We start from the raw sequence: 17,619 nt of genomic DNA on the forward strand, positions 1-17,619 counted from the left end.
TCGGAGGCTAGTCGACGAGCAAATCCCCATCAAGCAGTTTTCCTCTGACAGCACCAGCGGGTGTATTAAACGTCACTTTGACATACAAAAACTTTCTTATGCCGTCTGACTCTTCGGATTCGATTAAACGCCGCTCACAAAAGTCAATTGGAAATTCAAAAGGTTGAGCATGCTCAGGCTGCCCAGAAAAAAATAGGTTAAGCGCCCTCACCACATTCGACTTACCTGAGTCGTTTTTCCCAAATATGATATTTAGATCTTTTAAGTGGCGAAATTTGAATTTATAGAAACTTCTAAAATAGGAAATCTCTATTTCTTCAATTAATTGCAATGGCACCTCATTTGTGGGTGAAAGCCACCCCCTTTAGGTTTAATGTACTTACTGAATATATCGCAAATAGAGTGTTTTTTGCAATATTATTATTTTTGCATTACCAACTTCTATAATCGTAAGTGTCGACACACGACTCTTGGCAACAGCAGCTCAATCATGTAGAAAATTAGCCGCTTAACCGGCACGCCCCTGACCATTTTTTAAAGGCTAATCCAGAATTCAACACCGATCAACGCAGCACCTTAAAAGCGCATACGTCTACGGATCATAGCCTCGTTATCTTGCCACTCCGCCTCATGGTTATAGTTCTCAACCATTTTGCGTAGCACGGATGCCATCCTTGGATAATCGTACTCGGATGCCACCGCCCACGCTTCGTATTGATTGGCCAGTTCTCGCTCCTGCGCACCACCTTCTCCTCGCCAAGTCGCTCCTCGAGAATTGTATCGCCCAATCGTAATACCGCGCGCCATATCAGAGTTGTATAGATCGTTGACAGCCTCGCGAACCGCTTCACAAGGCCAAGCATCGTCCTCACCCATAGGAGCGTGCGCGAGAAGTTCCCCGATTTTATAATCAAGCATGCTTCGATGGCCGGTTCTTTCGCTGATGCGACGTGCTTCCGATATCCAGGCTTTAAGCTTTTTAGCGTCAACTTTTCCATCATCATCGACGCCCGGAACAAAAGACAGCGCTCCAAGAAAAGTGTGCGCGTTGCTCGCGGCTCGCTCACGCTCATCAGATACTTCAGTTTCCCTAGGCTCGTCTTTGCCAAGGTAAGCGAAACTGATAGCCTCACAGAACATGGACGGATTATCGTTCACCTCAGCTTCCAGGTTAGGAATTTTCCCTTTGTCGAAACGGAAAAGTTTGAGATAAATAAACTCAAGGCTAGCCATTTTATCGCGCGGGATAGATCCACGTGCGTTCAACAGCTTGAACGTTTCCTCAATATAATGCGAATCCAGGCTGGACGCCCCTTTTCCAGCTTCAGCGCTTTCAGGGATTGCTTGCAGAATTGCGCATAATTGGTCAGACTCGATGCTCTTTAAATCGAGGTGAACGAGCTGCAACGCTGCTAGTCCACGATTGGCCTTTAAAAGTTTAGCAACGGCATATCGAAGCTCTCTCTCAGATTGCCTTGCCCAATTGGCAGGCACTTCTCGCCAGTAAGCTTGAATTACGGAGTGAATAGACCTCTCGACGGCACGCCAGGTGTTCTCACCAAATCGGCACAGGCACAGCAAACGAACCAATTCCTCTTCGGCAAGCTCAGCCCGGAGGTCCTCGATTACCTCTATGCAAGGCTCAGCGCCCAGTGAGAAGAAGAAGCCATCCAAAAGGTATTGCAGAACCCTATCCTTCAGGAAATCTTCGCGAGCAATTACATGACGTATAAATTCGAGTTGTTCATGGCGCTCGGAGAGAATCTCTGCCATCTTGTTGCCAACTAGGTGAGAAGCATTTCCCAAGAGCGCAAGTCGCACGACCCCAGGAAAGGCTTCCTTATCGAAAACCTCTTTGACCGCATCCCCTCTAAGCATCGAAATCCTATTGTCACGCGCTTCAAAATCGTGATCGTCTTCGCGAATATCGTCCCAAGACCACTCAACCCAAGCATTCTTGAACAGCCAGGCATATTTCCAAATTAAGTCTTTCGGTTCGAGCTCGAGATAAATGTCCTTTGCTTCGCTGATTTTTTCTTCTGCTTCCTGCTTCGATGCACCTTTTCGACTCATGCGACGCGCCTCACGACCGACATCCACACGAATTTTCTCCCGCAGCCAGGCAAGGTCTTCATCCGAAGCGGTCTTCGCCCAATCGAGTACTCGGTCCCACACACGCTTGGTATAGTCCGCATCAAGGATTTCTAGAGTGCCTATGAGATCCGCTAGTTTCTCTCTGTTGAGAGCTGCCCAGTTCAAAGCAGTGTCGAAGCAATGCCTCTCAAACTTCCCTCTCTGTCCATTGGTTACAACCTCCCCATAGCCGAAGGCATAGTCCCTCCATTTGGGCTTGACAGCGTACTCTCCAATACGCGAATGGGGGTCATATTGATCCTTCCCGACCGCCCAAGCTACATCAGGATAGTCTTTCACGAGTTGATCGAATGCAGCGATCCGTTTGTCCAGATCAGCGCCGGTTTGTGGCATCCAGCTTCGGAAAATCGAGCGGAGGCTTCCCATTGCAGTATTGCCGCTTTGATCGTCGGGTTCCATCTCAACGAGCTTGGCAAGTATATTGATTACTCGGTGCAGATATTTAGGCGACCAGGCCAGCAAGTCAAGCGCCCACAGCAAGCCGACGCGGGTATTTCTCGAAAAAACAACATCCGTCACCGGACGCATAAGTACCTTTGTTGTCGGGTCGTTCTTTTCCAAATCCCGTTCGATGATGCCCAAAAACTCATCGGGAGCCGCCTCTGCATAGCGCTGCAACTCATCCGATTGAGACTCAATTGTATCGGCAGTCATCCTCTCAAAAAGCTTACGTACAAGCTTTGAGGCTTCCAACTGACAATCAAAGCCAAGCCGGTTCTTGAACAGTGCAGGACCATGAATAGCCAGTATGACTAGGCTATCGGCAATCCCTTCACGCAAAGCCCCTGAGATTTTACGGGTTTTGTTGTAAATGCTCGCCGCCCAGCGGTCTTTTTCCGGCAAATCGAGCGATGGGTCCCGCTCGGAGAGAACCAGGTCGGCAGCCTCAAAAAAGCGCTTCAAATCCGCTTCGGTCACTACAGGGTGCACTGCGTAGAGCGCATCAATTTTTGATACAACACCTCGAAAAGAACCAATCGACCAAACAGGAGAACTATCCTTCCCAAGCAGTTCCCCGAACTTCCGCTCAATGTCTTCATAGCCTTCGGCTCCAAACAGATGTTCCAGCACAATGCGATCATCGTCATTGTCATTTTTCCACGCGCCCGCAAGCATGAAAGGAAAAACCGAGCGAGCGAGCGCTGCGTCCTGACTCCAGTCTGGAGATTTGATTGCCAAGTTCTTGGCGAGCCGTCTGCGAAGTACGGTGAGTGACCGGCCAGATTCATCTGCATAACGATCAATGGCTTCCCGGCCCAGTCCCATGGTTTCCAGTGCGTTATGGAAGGCCTTCCAGCTCAAGGTATCAAGCGTAATGTCCGTTTCGGCTTGAACCATTGTACGCGGGACTATCGAGATACCGCCTAACCTTACGCCCGTCTCTGATAGCTCCACTTCGGTTTCGCGATTTACAACTACTGGGATGAAGCGCGCAGACTTGTTGGCAAGTTCTGTAAGCGGTCCCTTTTCTGTAAAGATCACGATGCGGTCTCTGAGAGAGAGCAGCTTTTGGTCGCCAGAACTCAGCATGGAGTAAATGAAGGCCAAGCCTTCGAGCGTTGAGTCAGCGGCTATGCGCAGTGTAGTCTCTGATTTTTCCAGATGGGACAAAAGCTTCTTGCCCGCTATCAACTCGGCTTCGTCAAATATGTTGATCGTAAATGCTGGATCACAGTCAGCGTTCCATCTTGTCCAGCAGCGCTCCAACGAGAGTGTTCCGCGGTGCTCTTTGCCGAGTTCATTTCTAAACCAGACTTGAGCGGGGATAGACTGTTCAACCCATTGCTCCAAATCGCTGGAATCCCACACGATCACGTCTTTCCAGATATTTTTGCTTTTCTGGTCCTTTACCCATTTGACCTTGTCACGCCAGCGGCGGGGCGTAACGAACACAAAGGTTCTGTTAGGGCGCTCGGCGTTTGGCGTGGCTTTAACGCTTTTATCAAAGTCATCGTCCGCCTTCGTCTTTACTTCTTTGTTGACGCCAAATTCCCAACCCGAAAGGCCAACAGGCACCCAAGGATTTCCGCCAGATGTCTCCACTTCTCCATCCCATCCTGGGCGTTGAGAATCGTCGTGCGCAGGGACGTCGATCCGCTCTAAAGGGGAGCAAGTCGAATGAATCAATATCCTAAGAAAAGCTGCCAAAGTAGCGCGCGATGATAGGCTTTCAGACCATTGCTCAATCTCATTCGCTTTGGGCGCTGCGAATGGCGGCACAAAAGATCGAATGGCTGTCGAATTGACGGCTGCAACACTGTTTCCAGCCTCCAATGCACTTTGCTTAGACAGCAAATCACTGGCACTTTCACCAAAGGCCTTCTCAATTTTTGCCGCCATATCGCTCGACAGACTGGAATTTCCATTCAAGAGGTTCGACAACGCAGGTCTCCCAACTCCTAACAACTTGGCAGCTTGCGTTACCTTCATACCTTTCAGGATCTTATCTCGAATATGCGTTCCGATGTGTTCGCGCTTCTCGTCATTGCTCGACATGGCTTCCTCCAGATGTAATAGAGATTGATATGTGTATCGTGTAACGCTACACATGTCAATATTTGCGCATAAGCCAGCGGGGCGAGCTGTCGTGAACCGAACCCGACGCAAAGGAAAGAGTTTCCTCATTTGCGGATTATTGATCAGGACCTAAGGAACCGGGTTAATGAACGTCAGACAGCAACCTGCCCAATAAAGGTAAAATCGCCGGACGCAAGTTAAGCCGATAACATCGCCAGAAGCACCTTCTCAGTGGTGTTATGCTATGTGGAGAATGCGGTGAAGCCCTTACCATCGTCCAGACAGATACCTATGGCTGCAGCAACCACTGCAAAAAAGGGATTTGCTCAAATGAAACCCATATCGACCGCAAGGAGATGACAAAACGTGTCCTTTCAAACCTGATGAAGATTATGTCTGATGTTCAATATGTGGATCATTTCATTCAGGACGGGAATAAAGCCCTCGAGACACAATACGCCTATCAAACGGCGGAACAGGCACAAACCAAGCGCAGCCTAAAAAAGGTTAGGCGCGACATCGAAGCAACCTTGATTAATCTAAGTAAAGGTCCCGGCTCCAATTCACTACTTGAGCAACCGGATAAACTGGAAGAGGAAGAGAAAAGACTGGATGAGAAGATCGTGAAGACGCATAGCGACTACCCTGATGTGAATATACGTCCAAACAAGCGCGGTAAACTGTTAAGAGATCAAAGAAATTAGTCATGAGGAAGAGCCGGCGTCTGTCTATCATGTTGCTGAAAACTCCTTGTAGTTCTCAGCAACATGATAGACAGACGTTGGTTGCGGGGTAGGATTTGAACCTACGACCTTCAGGTTATGAGTTAGTTTTTCAAGGTTATCACGGATTAACATATAGTCGCATAGTTAGACATATATCGTTGTTATAATTATGATATTCTATGTAATCGCTACTCTTGCCTTCTCACAAATATCTTGATTTTCGCTGTCACTTGCTTCCATTATGCTTCCATATTGAAGGATGGAAGCGAATATGAGACTGAACAAGCGTAACATTGACGGCCTTTTAGCGAAAGAAAAAGACTATTTCGTCTGGGATGAAACCCTGCCCGGTTACGGCTTGCGGGTGCTGCCCTCCGGGCGCAAGACATTCCTCATTCAGTACCGGGACGGCGGCGGGCGCACCCGGCGGAAGGGGCTGGGGCGATACGGGACGGTAACCGCCGAGAAAGCCAAGGACAAGGCCCGTGAGCTGCTGGGAGGCGTCGCCCATGGGGCAAACCCTGCCGAGGAGGCCAAGCGCAAGCGCGGGGCGGCTCTGGTGTCGGAACTTTGCGAGCGCTTTATGTCGGATTATGTGCCGTCTCACTGCCGGGAAAGCACGGCGAAGGAATACCGGCGCTGCATGGACCTTTTCATCAAGCCCGCCTTCGGCGTGGTGCAGGTGGAGGACGTACAGCGAAGCGATATCGCCGATCTGCATCACAAGCACCGGGACACGCCCTATCAGGCGAACCGAACCTTGGGCGTTCTCTCTGTCATGTTCAATCAGGCGGAAGTCTGGGGCTTCCGTCCCGATAACTCCAACCCCTGCCGCCATGTCAAGAAATATGAAGAGAAGAAGCGCGAGCGGTACTTGAGCGGCGAAGAGCTTTCCCGGCTGGGCCAGACGCTGATTGATCTGGAAAAGGAAGGCATTGAATCACAATCGGCGATTAACTGCATTCGCCTGCTGATTTTGACCGGCTGCCGCCTTGGCGAGATACAGACCCTCAAATGGGAATTCATCAAGGGCAGTTCCGCTTTCCTGCCGGTATCAAAGACCGGCGCGAAACGGGTTTATCTCGGCCCGGCGGCCTTGGTGGCGTTATCGGAGATAGAACGTATCGAAGACAATCCCTATGTCATCACCGGCAAACTCCCCAGCTCTCATATCACCGATATGCAGAAGCCATGGCGGCGAATACGTAAGGCGGCAGGACTGGAAGATGTACGCCTTCATGACCTTCGCCATTCCTTTGCGTCAACAGCCGTTGGCACGGGCGAGAGCCTTCCGATGATTGGCAAGCTGCTGGGGCATAGCCAAGTGCAGACCACCGCCCGCTATGCCCATCTCGCCGATGATCCCATGCAGAATGCCGCCGAACGCGTATCGAGCGAGCTGGCGAGGTTGTTGAAGGGCGGCGCAATCGCATAATTCCTCGTATTGATTGGTATGGTTCGGAATCGAAAAGATACGTATCGTAACGTATAGGGAAAATGATTTTCCCAATAACTGCTTTGGCAGAAATTAAGCCGGTGCCCAATGGCCGGACTGAACGTCAGCTTTAATCCGCGTCGCCCCCATCAACTCCGCAACAATTGCCGCCCTGTTGTATCGGCGGGCAAGGAACCGTTCCATAGGAGCAATAGACACAGCAATCCCCTGCCTTGGGCTTCAGAAGAAGGCCGCAGCCCTTGCATTCATAAAACCACTGACAGGCATCCGTCGGCATGGTTTCCGCTTCGCTGTGCCCGCATTCCGGACAGGTAAGGGTCGAGGTCAATTCGATGTTTTGTGCTTGATTTTCCATAGGGCGTAACCCGTAATTCCTATAAATATCGCGAGCGCGGGCAGCAACACAATGTCCAGCACTCCCAAAATTGCCGAAAGGCCAACGGCGCTGACAAGGATAACGAGCAGCGGCGTAAAGCAACAGAGCGCCGTTATTACCGTCCCGACCATCCCGATTTTAAGCAGGTTCCTGTCTTGCATCCCCGTATGCTACAATCTGTAGTCGCTACAGGTACAAGGGAATTCTGACAATGAGCATAAAAAACTTTGGCATCGGCGCTCTGTCCCGGGAAACCGGCTGCAATATCGAAACGATACGATATTACGAACGTATTGGTCTGATCCCGGAGCCGCCGCGAAGCAATGGCGGGCATCGGAGTTATTCGCGTGATCATTTGAGGCAGCTGGCCTTTGTCATGCGGTCACGGGCACTCGGGTTTTCAATCAGCGAAATACGCCAGCTCTTATCCTTGATGGATGACAACAATAGCTGTGAGCAATTGCAATCCATCACCGTCAGGCATTTGAAAGAAATCAACAGGAAGATTGAAGAATTGACCCGGTTGCGCTCCGTGCTTGAAAGCGCCGCCGATAAATGCGCAGGCGGAACCGCGACGGACTGCCCGGTTATCGATATTCTTTACGAGAATGCCTGATCATGCCCATGAAATAGATAGATGCACCTCTACGTAACGATACGATACAAACCGTTTCCAAAGAATTATCTCCCAATCTATGCGCTCCTTGACTCAAACCCGTATGGGAACGTCTCACATTATCCCGTAAGGGAATTGATACGCCGGTATGCGCCAGTGGTTTATTTTTCCGTCTCTTTCCCTTATGGGTTATTCCCTCTCAATTACGTTGTTTATCCAGAAGGGTTTAATCCCATGCCGCTCAAATTCGATCTCGACAACCATTATTTCCTCTTGCAGGCATTCGATCGGCTCGGGCGTCATTTGTATCGAAACGATTGGACGGGCATGGAGGCTTTCGCTTCGCCGTCCGATGATCCGGACTTTCTGAAAACCCGGCATAACGAACTGGATGACCAGCTCGATACGATAGGGCTTGAGAAGACGGCGCTCTTTCAGAAGGGCGGCAGGTTGGAAGCGGGACCGGAGAAACAGCAGATTGATCAGCGGCTGTTCGAACTTCAAAGTCAGGAGCAGGAGCTTCTAAATCGGAAAAGCGCCCTGCCCTCCTATCGGGAAACCCTGATTGCCGATTATGAGCAATATCAGCGCGGACAGCGGGTGCGCGAAACCCTCTATGCCGGGTTCGCCGATAAAAAGATAAAGGCGCTATTCGGGCTGGACCAGATCATCGACTGGAAGCTCTGGTGCGGCTATGAGAGTTTTGAAACTTCCGTATCTCTTTCCCTTGCGACCGCACCGCCCGAATACAGCACGCGCGGGGATGCGCCTGTCTTCGTTTCGAAAACATCCTTTGAGCAATGGCTGATAACGCTTCAACCTCTTGTTGAAAGTGAGCCGGAAATCCTGACAATAAAGGAACAGGCCATCCGGCTTATTACGAAGCAAACGGAAACACATGAGAGAATAAAAAAGGATGATTGCTGGCAGGCAATGAATACCGAAATTCCTGATCTCACTCGCAATATGTTCGATGACGTCTGGAAAGATCATGCGCCTGCTCGTTGGAAGAAACAGGGACGGTTAAGAAATTAAACCTCCGACTTTTACCTTTTTATAGTCTGGGGTTTAATTTCTTTGAATCTCAACTCTTTGTTTTTAAGAACGATTAAACCCAAGGGTCAAAGCCTAGGGTTTATTTAAAACAGGTGGGGAGTTTTATCAAAAGACGGCGTTAGCGATATTCAGGTCATTCGATAACTTGTACGAAGGATTTGATACCATGAACGTTAATACTATCTCGAATGATCGTCCCGAAAATCCGGCCTATTACGACAGCCTGATCAATGAAACCGAAGCCGCGAAGTTTCTTGGCTATACCGTTCGCGCCTTGCAGAACTGGCGGGTACGCGGGGGCGGCCCGGATTTTGTCAAAGTCTCCTCCCGTTCCATCCGCTACCGCCGCCGCGATCTCATTTCCTGGGCAGAGTCTTTGCTGGTCGCCAACACGTCACAGTTTGCCGGGAGCTAACCCGCTTTATCCGCAGACTTGGTAATTTGAGGCTGTGAGGGGCTGTGGCGCAAGCGGCACCCCTTCGCCCCGCCCTCAAAACCCCTAAAAGCTTCCCCGGCGCGGAGCGCGCCAACAAACAAACTACTGAACACAAACCAACGGAACAATTCCGTTAAGGGGGGGTCTTGTAACACCCCCCTCCAGAAATACACGGAAGTAATAAGGAGTAATAGAAAATGAAATTGATTCATAAAGGCTTTGACGGATTGGATATCGCCTTTCAATCACACATTCCGGAAGAACTGGCGACCTTGCTGGAAGCGTCGAAGGAGGAGGCCGCAGTATCCCATGGAGAGACATTGCTGGAATATAACGGGGCCTTGATGCATGTCGCCGAAAGCGGCGGGCAAGGCGGCTATACTTACCGGGTGGATACCGGCCCGGACGGGGAAACTTGGTTCTTCAGGAAACCCAATCCCCGTGACCAGTGGGGCATCCGGGTTTCGGTTAAGTCCCTTTCGCTTGCCCTTTATGGTCTGGGCGGCGTCCGGGCGCGGTTGTTCGCCTTTATGGAAGCGATTGGCGCGCCCTATGCGAGCGGCGCGGAAAGCATTGGTCGCATCGATTACTGCCTCGATTTTCTAGCACCCGGTTTTCAGCTTTTTCCGGAACATTTTGTCATGCATTCCAATTGCAGCCGGGTTGATAATCATGAAATGGAAGCTCATGGCCGCTCGGGCCGCGTGACGGGCGTGCGCATCGGCAAGATGCCGGGGCGGCAGATTAATGTCTATGACAAGCGCGCAGACGTTATCGCCAAGCGAAAAGCGGAATGGTGGGAAATCTGGAACGCAAATCTAAAAGCGGAAGGCCTCCCGCCGCTTGACCCGCAAGACAGGGACGTCGCCCAAGTCTGGCGGGTTGAATGCCGGGCTGGCAAACGGCTTCTTAAAGATCGGTGGGATATCCGCAAATGGGGCGATCTTGACGACAAGCTTGGCGATCTGATGCAGGAGACATTATCCGCCCTCCGCTACTGCATCCCGTCCGGGGATACAAACCGCGCTCGCTGGTCCATTGATCCACTCTGGCGTCGGGTTAAACAGGAAATGCAATCCGACCTGTTCGAAATGGCTTGCAACGCCTCCCCAAGCGCCGTGAAAGAGATAATCCGCCATGAACATGCCGAAATGCTGGGACGGCAAATAACGGGTCTCTCCGCCTCATATGCGGCCATAATGGAGGACCGGCAAGCAGCGTCCCCGGAAACCCTTCCCGAAACTGTTCAAAAGCTGGTGCATGAAAGTCTGTGCCGGGATACGGACTATTTTTATTCCAAGCTCGAAAAGGCAGAGCGGCGGTATGTTTTCATAACTGCCTAGCAGGCGTCTTTCACAACGCTCTTCACGAACTCCCACTCTATTAAAGCGCAATTTCAGTGTCCGGATTTCCGGCCGCCAAAGCGTTCATATAGGCAAGACAAAGCTCGCAGGACCGGTACACACCGCCATAGGCGGCCTTCTCCTGCCGTTCGACGATGGGGAAGGTCGAATAGATATAGCGAACGTCGTCACGGTGGGTGATCCCGTAGAGGTGGAAGAAAACCGCGTCGAGCTTGGCGCGAAGGGTCAGGCGCCGTTCTTCATTCCAAGCAAAGGGCGGTAAAACCTCCCCGGCTTCATCCACATATCCCATATCTTTGGCGAGTGGGGCCATGTCATGCGCAGTGTAGGTCAGTTCCAGAACCGCCTCGCGTACGATCTGCGCGGCGGTTTTGAGGCCGAACCGGGCGGTCTCGAACCGCGCCGGCGGGATGACAGGGAGTTGTTCGACGATGAAAAGATTAAGAGTTTGCCCTTGAACTTTCTGTCGTGTCGCGAAGTCAAACGGAACAGCATTCATGTTGGCACACAATAGCCATTCCGCCCGTTCCTCCGTTGCTGGTATCAGCAACGGGACCTTATTCCCAAATCCAACGGTTGGAAACAACGTGGATATCATAGTTCTGACATTCGTCGGTGCAGTGATTTCCTTGAAACCAAGAACCCATCCTTGATCTGTCCAGTCGCATTTTTCTTCTGAAACCCAATACTGTGGATCGGGCAGCCAATTCGGGTCTTGATGCTGCTCCTTAGTCGCGGGAAAAGGCTGTGCGGGGCGATGCTGGTTTTCTTTATTCACCACGACATTCGCGGCGCGATGATCATAGGCTTGCACCATCTTGCCTTCGTAGAGTGGCACCCAAGGCCCGCCCGCACTTTCATATCGGTTCCCGCCGACGGGCCAAGCTCCTTCCTGTTCCTCAAGCTCCTGCTTGGTGCGGAACAGGCCAGAGTCGTTGGTCATGTGGAACATGGTCATGTATTTCACCGGCCATGCCTTTACGGCTTCGTCGGAGGATCGATCCACCAAGGGGACGGCGTTACCGTAAATCATGCTAGTGAGGTCCGCGTCCCGCTTTGACCGGAAAATCGGAGCTGTGCCGGTATTAGGGTTTACACGCGCGAAATCCGCGGCACTAAGGGTGAAACATATTTCCGGATCGGCAAGTTCCGAGACGTCATGGAGATAAAACGCACATTTGGCCTCATAATCGGTGGGGGACGGGCTAGCTACAAAGGTGCAGAATTTGAATGACGCGTGAACGTGTGGAAAAAACACCTTCCTGTTCTCAAAATCGTAGAGCGCCTTCAACCGACCCTCGGTCGCGACGCCCTTAAAAAAGTCGGCGGCGGTCTTGTCCGAGGCTATACCGGACGGGACGATCAGGCCTATCAGTCCTTGAAGTTGCACAATCGTCATCGCCCGCTCGACAAAGAGCGAATAAAGGTTTATATCGCCACCCGACAACAGGGGGTAATCCCCTCCCTTGCGCGCCATCCGCGTGCCTGCCTCGGCCCGCTCGGATGCCTTGGCATAATCCTGCGCCAAGGGATCATCGGCCTTCTCCAATGCCGTGATCATCTTTTTCCGGTCGGCAGCGCGCGGTGCCATGGCGATCCCGGGCCTGCGTTCGGCGAACCATTCAACCTGTTGCAGCTTCATCCGGTCCCATGGAGGGTTACCAATTACCGCGTCGAAGCCGCCGGTCAGTGTCTCCCTTTCCCAATCAGACCAAATGCCCGGAAATGTCACCTGCCAATTCATGAAGTTCTCTTCGTGAATGAGTACTTCCGCTTGTCCGAAAATTCCTGAAAAGTGATCGAATTTCTCCGCTGCGAGCATTTTTCCTTTCATGCCTTCTTCGGCTGATATCGCCTTTGGGCGAGCCAGCTTTCGTTTGCCCATCACGATCTCGATTGGATCACCAAACTCGCCGTCAAAGAAGCTGATCAGAGATGTCTTTTGGTCTTTGTCCTTGATATCGAGCCAGTCGAGCGCATGGATGAATGACAACAACGCGTCGAGCGACGCGGTCATTTCCTCAATCTCGGCGAAGACGTCCGCCGACCGGTGCGCCTCGGCGATTTCGGCGTCAGTCAGCCCTTCGACAATCTGCATCTTGGAAGCCGCGCGAAGGGCGCGCTTCATCGGCTCGTGTAGCAACAGCGGCGTGCCGTAGGTCGCGGCCTTGTCGATACCCTTTTTTACCCATGAGCCGAACAGGCTATCGCCGCAACGAAGGTGATGGTCAAGAAAGGACAGCGGCGCGCCAACGGTGAAGGTGTGCAGCCACAGCGCCACTTTAGCCAATTCGACCGCCATGGCGTTCTTGTCCACGCCATAGATACACCGCTTGAGGACCATTCGGCGAATGATATGCCGGTCGTCGAGCTGTTCTTCTTCAATCGTCCAGCTGCGCGCGTCGGCATTGGCTAAAATCGTATTGCGGATTGTATCAATCCGCTCGCCCAAAGGCGAGATGTAGTCACCCCATTCGACCGGCACTTCCAATTCTGCCTCGGCCATCGCCGTGATCACCTGATCGGCCATGAAGTCCACAAGGCTGACAAGAAAGTGGCCTGACCCCATGGCTGGATCGCATATTTTGAGTTCCAGCAACTTGGTGGCCGGGTCGATGGTTTTTAGCAAACCCATCTTCCGATGATCGGGAAGGGTACTTTTTGTCAGTTCTTCGATCTTGTCCAGGAACACACGTTTACGCTCCTCGACCAGCGGTTCGAGAGTCTCTTTCAAGATAAGCTGCACCAGATCATCCGGGGTGTAGTAGCTGCCCGATCCCTTGCGCGCAAATATGTTGGGGCTCACCGTGACCTCGCCCACGTCCCGCGTTACCTCGTATTCCAAAAGGCGCTCGTAGATCGAGCCGAGCTGCTGGACCGACAGATTGCGGTAATTGATATATTTGCGGCCGTCGGGCGTTCGCTCAAACGACATGGCATCAATTACGCGAGCCATAACGGAATCAGGGATGCGGATGTTCGTCAGGATCGGATGTTGCTCCTGATCAAACAGCCCGCCATTGTATGGCGGCAGGCCAATGGATGCATCCCCCTGATCAATTGCCATGAATAGATCGACCATTGCGGTCCAGTAACGCGCGGCGGTGTCGGAGAAGGTATCGTCGCGGTCCTTACGCACTTTCACGTCGAGCCGCACCTTGTTGCGCAGGCCATAGTCATCATATCGCGTGTCACGGACCGGCAAAAGGTCGCGGTCCTCAGCATAGAGGATAAAGAGAAGGCGATAGAGCAGGATCAGCGCGGCCTCTCGCACCTCCTGCAAGTCGGCGTCCGGGGCTGCCTTAGCAATCGCGCGGACCAGATCGGGGAAGACTTCTCCGAATACCTTCTTTGAAAGGTCTTCAGCCACCCGTTCTTCATAGAACTTGCCTTCCTCAAGAGCTTTTTCGTGGAATGTGCGTCGGTCCGTGCCGGAGGGAACGAAGGCGTCCCGCCGGAAAATCAGGTAAAAGACCGTCAGCCAGTGGCGACGGTCCTCATCACTCAGGGCAAACAGTCCTTCATTGTGACCCGGTAGATCAAGGACAGTTGCAATATCAAGCTCGAAAAACTGTTCGGACACGGATCGCGCGCCCGAGAAATAGAGCCGCCATTTCGCGCCGTTAGTCAGAATGCCCCAACGCAGGGCACCGCTGGTAATATCGTCTATACGCCGAAGATAGCGGAGCATTTGGGTCGACGGGGCAGTTTCCTCGCCCCGCTTTCCGGAACGGCGGTCGAGCGGTCGCCCCCAGCGTTTTGATTCAACAACGGCGCGCCCGAACTCGTAACGTTTCCATTCCTCGGGGAAGCCGTTCGCCTTGGCCTTCGTCTCTACACTATCGAACAAAAGGCCGTCAGGAACGTCATCGCGGCCCCTCGGCGAAAGGTTTTGCTGGCGAAGCGAATCCGTCCAGCCAAGAGCCGCGAGAATAGGCCAGATCAGGTCATCTTCCGTTTGCGATTCATTTGGAGTTTGATCTATTGGAAAGCTATCAAATATAGCTTTGAGGAGTTTTTCGAAATTTTTAATTTCGGCATTTGATAATGACTGCCATTCATCGACAGATACTATTGATTCTGTGAGGAAATCTGACGAAAATAAGCTTCCCTGCCCTGCAATCGAATCCGCCACTCTAACCCCATCGTTTTTTCTAGTATCAATTTTCTTGTTCACCATAGTTCTGGTGGATTTTTCAATCTAGCGTTTTTACAACTGATTTTCCTTCGACTGAATTCTATTCAATTCGCACGCTTCCGTATTGCTTCCAGATTTGATTTGATGGATGGGGTTGTTAACGCAAAAACCCACCTAACCTGTTGAGTTAGATGGGTTTAATTTGGTTGCGGGGGTAGGATTTGAACCTACGACCTTCAGGTTATGAGCCTGAGCGCCCTACGGCATCTCCTCCCACCAGTCCGGCCAGTTGACCTTCCAGGGTGTCCGTGTTGCTTTTAAAACGGTACGCTGCTCCTCACGCGATAGATGATTGTCTCCAAGGCGCTCGAGAGCGGCCTCGATAAGCCAGGGCTCCAACGCCATGCGGGCGGTTTCCCGATACTGATCAAGCGTCTTTCCCATGCGCAAGAGCTCAAGGGCGTGGTTAAGAGTACCGGGCGTGAACCGGTTAATGATGACCTCAATCAAACGCGATGCCTCATCCGACTGTTCGCTTTTCCCTGCTTCAATTGCTGTCATGGTCTCCCGGGCAGCCGAGAGGTCGCCCTCCAGCCCGCGTTTGGCAAGCTGCAGCAAGAAGGCTTCTGCCGCTGTGACTTTGCGCTCAATCCCCTCCTCCCGGATGGTCACCGTCTGGCCAAGTACCGCCTCATAAGGGGCCTGCTTGTGGCGTCCTTTTGGACGGCCCTTTGGATTGCCACTCCGGCCCTTTTTGAACCGTGTCGCGGCCGGTGGCTTTCCATAGCCGGCGACGCCGTCATCGCCGTTTCTGTCCCCGGTCACTCGAGTGCTCCTTTCGGCCAGCGAAGGCTGTCCGGATCATGTATGCATTGCCGGATCGCCTCGACCTCCTTCTTGTCAAGTTTTTTGCCGCCGCGGCGCCGGGTCAGGGCCGCCTGAACCGCCCAGGGCTCCAGCAACAGATGCTCTATAGCTTTATCATTGTCTTCATACTTCGGGTTGGGCGCGGCAACCTTCAGCAACAGAAGCGCCTCATTCGCATTGTCAGGACAATAGGAGTAGCGAACCGTCACTGCATTTGGAGAATTCCGCTGATTCTCCGCAGCATGATATTTATCGCGCCTGATAATCCATTTCAGCACCTCGCGCTGCGCGGACCGGTTCCCCTCCAGGGCCTGTTGAAGCGTATGTTGTTGCAGCGCCTCTTCCACGGATATTTCCCGCGGCTTTCCGTTGCGATTGACTATCAGCGTCTTGTCCAGGATCACTTCAATGGCAGAAGATGTCGGGGTCGCAACCTTCGATTTCGGACGTCCTTTCAGGTTACCGCTCTGGCCTTTCCGGAACCGTCCCGACACAGGCGGTTTTCCTCTCGTGGGTTTGTCCGTCATTGACCCTCTCTTTCTTCAAGCCGTGCCTCCTTGCCTGTCAGACTGGACCATCTCTCGAGGGCCACATCGACATAGGCCGGATCAATCTCGACACCGCGGAAGCGGCGCCCTGCCCGTTCAGCTGCAATCAGGGTCGTACCCGAGCCCAGAAAGATATCGAGAACTACATCGCCGTGACGGGTCACATCCTTGATCGCGTCCGCCACCAGTCCTGTCGGCTTGACGGTCGGATGCAGCGCCAGATCCTCGCGCCGGCTGCCACGGAAGGAATTGACGGAGGCATAGTCCCAGACATTGGTCCGGTTGCGGCCATGTTTGCCAAGCTCCACCATATTGAGATGTGTTGCCTCCCCGACCCGATAGACAAATATCAGTTCATGCTTTGATCGATAGAGCGAGCCCATCCCGGCATTGGATTTGTTCCAGATGCAAAGATTGAGAAAGGCGCCATAGATATCATGAGCAACAGCAGTCACATCCTCCATATGCCGCCAGTCCATACAGACAAAGTGAACCGCGCCGTCGCGGGAGACAGTGGCGCAAGCCCCCAGTGTTTCTTTTAGGAAGGTCCGGAACTCAGTCTCAGTCATTTCACCCGACGCCATCGCAAACTCCCGGTGCCGATCGCTGGTATTGGCATGTCCGCTGATCCGGACATTGTAGGGTGGATCCAGAAAGGCCGCATCGATTTGTGTATCTGCGCCAACCACCTTTTGTAAAAACGCGAGGTCACGACCGTCCCCGCAGCCAATGCGGTGATCCCCGAGTATCCAGATATCTCCTGCTTTGGTTCTCGGGGTTTCCGGGACAGCCGGAATGACCTCATCGTCGGGATCTGCCTGCCCCTCCAGAATTACATCGATCTCACCGGTCGAGAAGCCGGTCAGGGTCACATCCATATCGACATCAAGGGTGGCGAGGTCAGAGAGTTCCAGCTTGAGGATTTCCATATCCCATCCGGCATTGAGCGCGATCTTGTTATCCGCGAGCCGCAGCGCCCGCTTCTGCGTATCCGTAAGCCCTGTTAGGGTAATGACCGGCACTTCATCAAGACCCATCGCCTTTGCTGCAAGCAGGCGCCCGTGCCCGGCAATCAATAGACCTTCCGGATCAACCAGAATCGGGTTGGTAAAACCAAACTCATCAATCGAGGCTCTGATCTGCTCGATCTGCTTTTTCGAATGGGTGCGTGCATTCCGGGGATCCGGCACCAGATCGCTTACCGGGCGATAGGTCACGCTCAAGGAGTTTTCAGGGGCTGGCTTTTTGCTCATACCACTATTCCAATAAGGTGCTCGCTGTAAATACAGCCATGCTAGAGAAGAATCCAACAGCTGCCAACCTTTATAGGTCCAAACGGAAGGGAAGACTGGACTTCGGTGTACAA

General features: G+C 52.4%; 13 protein-coding genes and 1 pseudogene. 6 read left to right on the top strand and 8 right to left on the bottom strand.

The features are described from left to right. Positions 1–7: 7 nt before the first annotated feature. Together AAC599_RS00005 and AAC599_RS00010 are read right to left on the bottom strand one after the other, a co-directional pair. Positions 8–331, bottom strand: coding sequence for an AAA family ATPase (locus tag AAC599_RS00005; RefSeq protein ID WP_340148353.1), 324 nt, complete (start codon positions 329–331; stop codon positions 8–10). Positions 332–576: 245 nt separating this feature from the next. Beyond that, positions 577–4,650: a helix-turn-helix domain-containing protein gene (locus AAC599_RS00010; RefSeq protein ID WP_340148354.1), complete on the bottom strand. Its 4,074-nt coding sequence runs from the start codon at positions 4,648–4,650 to the stop codon at positions 577–579. A gap of 257 nt (positions 4,651–4,907) precedes the next feature. Between AAC599_RS00010 and AAC599_RS00015 the strand changes: the two are divergent. Next, positions 4,908–5,375: pseudogene (locus AAC599_RS00015) on the top strand (recombinase zinc beta ribbon domain-containing protein); the annotation flags it as partial. A 292-nt stretch (positions 5,376–5,667) separates the two neighbouring features. Next, positions 5,668–6,831, top strand: a complete 1,164-nt coding sequence (locus tag AAC599_RS00020; RefSeq protein WP_340148355.1) for a tyrosine-type recombinase/integrase — start codon at positions 5,668–5,670, stop codon at positions 6,829–6,831. A gap of 130 nt (positions 6,832–6,961) precedes the next feature. On the opposite strand, the gene AAC599_RS00025 is transcribed toward AAC599_RS00020, so the two are convergent. Together AAC599_RS00025 and merF are read right to left on the bottom strand one after the other, a co-directional pair. Then, positions 6,962–7,207: a GDCCVxC domain-containing (seleno)protein gene (locus AAC599_RS00025; protein WP_340148356.1), complete on the bottom strand. Its 246-nt coding sequence runs from the start codon at positions 7,205–7,207 to the stop codon at positions 6,962–6,964. After that, positions 7,177–7,389, bottom strand: coding sequence for a mercury resistance system transport protein MerF (gene merF / locus AAC599_RS00030; protein WP_340148357.1), 213 nt, complete (start codon positions 7,387–7,389; stop codon positions 7,177–7,179). The genes AAC599_RS00025 and merF overlap by 31 nt, the downstream gene beginning before the upstream one ends. A 50-nt stretch (positions 7,390–7,439) precedes the next feature. Between merF and AAC599_RS00035 the strand changes: the two genes are divergently transcribed. The 4 genes from AAC599_RS00035 (at position 7,440) to AAC599_RS00050 (ending at position 10,679) form a co-directional block, all read left to right on the top strand. Next, entirely contained in the window at positions 7,440–7,844 is a 405-nt protein-coding gene (locus tag AAC599_RS00035) for a helix-turn-helix domain-containing protein (RefSeq protein WP_340148358.1), read from the top strand. 234 nt (positions 7,845–8,078) lie between these two features. Continuing rightward, the gene (locus tag AAC599_RS00040) at positions 8,079–8,879 is read left to right on the top strand and encodes a hypothetical protein (RefSeq protein ID WP_340148359.1); all 801 of its coding nucleotides are present in this window, start codon (positions 8,079–8,081) and stop codon (positions 8,877–8,879) included. Positions 8,880–9,066: 187 nt separating this feature from the next. Beyond that, positions 9,067–9,315: a helix-turn-helix domain-containing protein gene (locus AAC599_RS00045; RefSeq protein WP_340148360.1), complete on the top strand. Its 249-nt coding sequence runs from the start codon at positions 9,067–9,069 to the stop codon at positions 9,313–9,315. 218 nt (positions 9,316–9,533) lie between these two features. Next, positions 9,534–10,679, top strand: a complete 1,146-nt coding sequence (locus tag AAC599_RS00050) for a hypothetical protein (RefSeq protein WP_340148361.1) — start codon at positions 9,534–9,536, stop codon at positions 10,677–10,679. A gap of 40 nt (positions 10,680–10,719) precedes the next feature. Here the strand turns inward: AAC599_RS00050 and AAC599_RS00055 are convergent, their stop codons facing one another. The 4 genes from AAC599_RS00055 to AAC599_RS00070 form a co-directional block, all read right to left on the bottom strand. Beyond that, complete coding sequence (locus tag AAC599_RS00055) at positions 10,720–14,835, bottom strand: hypothetical protein (RefSeq protein WP_340148362.1); 4,116 nt, start codon at positions 14,833–14,835, stop codon at positions 10,720–10,722. 261 nt (positions 14,836–15,096) lie between these two features. After that, a complete protein-coding gene (locus AAC599_RS00060; RefSeq protein ID WP_340148363.1) occupies positions 15,097–15,663 on the bottom strand; it encodes a DUF5681 domain-containing protein in 567 nt (188 codons plus the stop codon). Then, a complete protein-coding gene (locus tag AAC599_RS00065) occupies positions 15,660–16,232 on the bottom strand; it encodes a DUF5681 domain-containing protein (RefSeq protein WP_340148364.1) in 573 nt (190 codons plus the stop codon). The genes AAC599_RS00060 and AAC599_RS00065 overlap by 4 nt, the downstream gene beginning before the upstream one ends. Then, entirely contained in the window at positions 16,229–17,506 is a 1,278-nt protein-coding gene (locus tag AAC599_RS00070) for a DNA methyltransferase (protein WP_340148365.1), read from the bottom strand. The genes AAC599_RS00065 and AAC599_RS00070 overlap by 4 nt, the downstream gene beginning before the upstream one ends. Positions 17,507–17,619: the final 113 nt, after the last annotated feature.

This window comes from uncultured Sneathiella sp. (genome assembly GCF_963976355.1).
In the GTDB taxonomy this organism is placed as follows: Bacteria; Pseudomonadota; Alphaproteobacteria; order Sneathiellales; family Sneathiellaceae; genus Sneathiella.

Coding starts and splice junctions, on each gene's coding strand:
- AAC599_RS00070 (WP_340148365.1), bottom strand. CDS start 17,506: ATGAGCAAAAAGCCAGCCCCTGAAAACTCCTTGAGCGTGACCTATCGC.
- AAC599_RS00035 (WP_340148358.1), top strand. CDS start 7,440: ATGAGCATAAAAAACTTTGGCATCGGCGCTCTGTCCCGGGAAACCGGC.
- AAC599_RS00025 (WP_340148356.1), bottom strand. CDS start 7,207: ATGGAAAATCAAGCACAAAACATCGAATTGACCTCGACCCTTACCTGT.
- AAC599_RS00020 (WP_340148355.1), top strand. CDS start 5,668: ATGAGACTGAACAAGCGTAACATTGACGGCCTTTTAGCGAAAGAAAAA.
- AAC599_RS00065 (WP_340148364.1), bottom strand. CDS start 16,232: ATGACGGACAAACCCACGAGAGGAAAACCGCCTGTGTCGGGACGGTTC.
- AAC599_RS00050 (WP_340148361.1), top strand. CDS start 9,534: ATGAAATTGATTCATAAAGGCTTTGACGGATTGGATATCGCCTTTCAA.
- AAC599_RS00040 (WP_340148359.1), top strand. CDS start 8,079: ATGCCGCTCAAATTCGATCTCGACAACCATTATTTCCTCTTGCAGGCA.
- AAC599_RS00045 (WP_340148360.1), top strand. CDS start 9,067: ATGAACGTTAATACTATCTCGAATGATCGTCCCGAAAATCCGGCCTAT.
- merF (WP_340148357.1), bottom strand. CDS start 7,389: ATGCAAGACAGGAACCTGCTTAAAATCGGGATGGTCGGGACGGTAATA.
- AAC599_RS00010 (WP_340148354.1), bottom strand. CDS start 4,650: ATGTCGAGCAATGACGAGAAGCGCGAACACATCGGAACGCATATTCGA.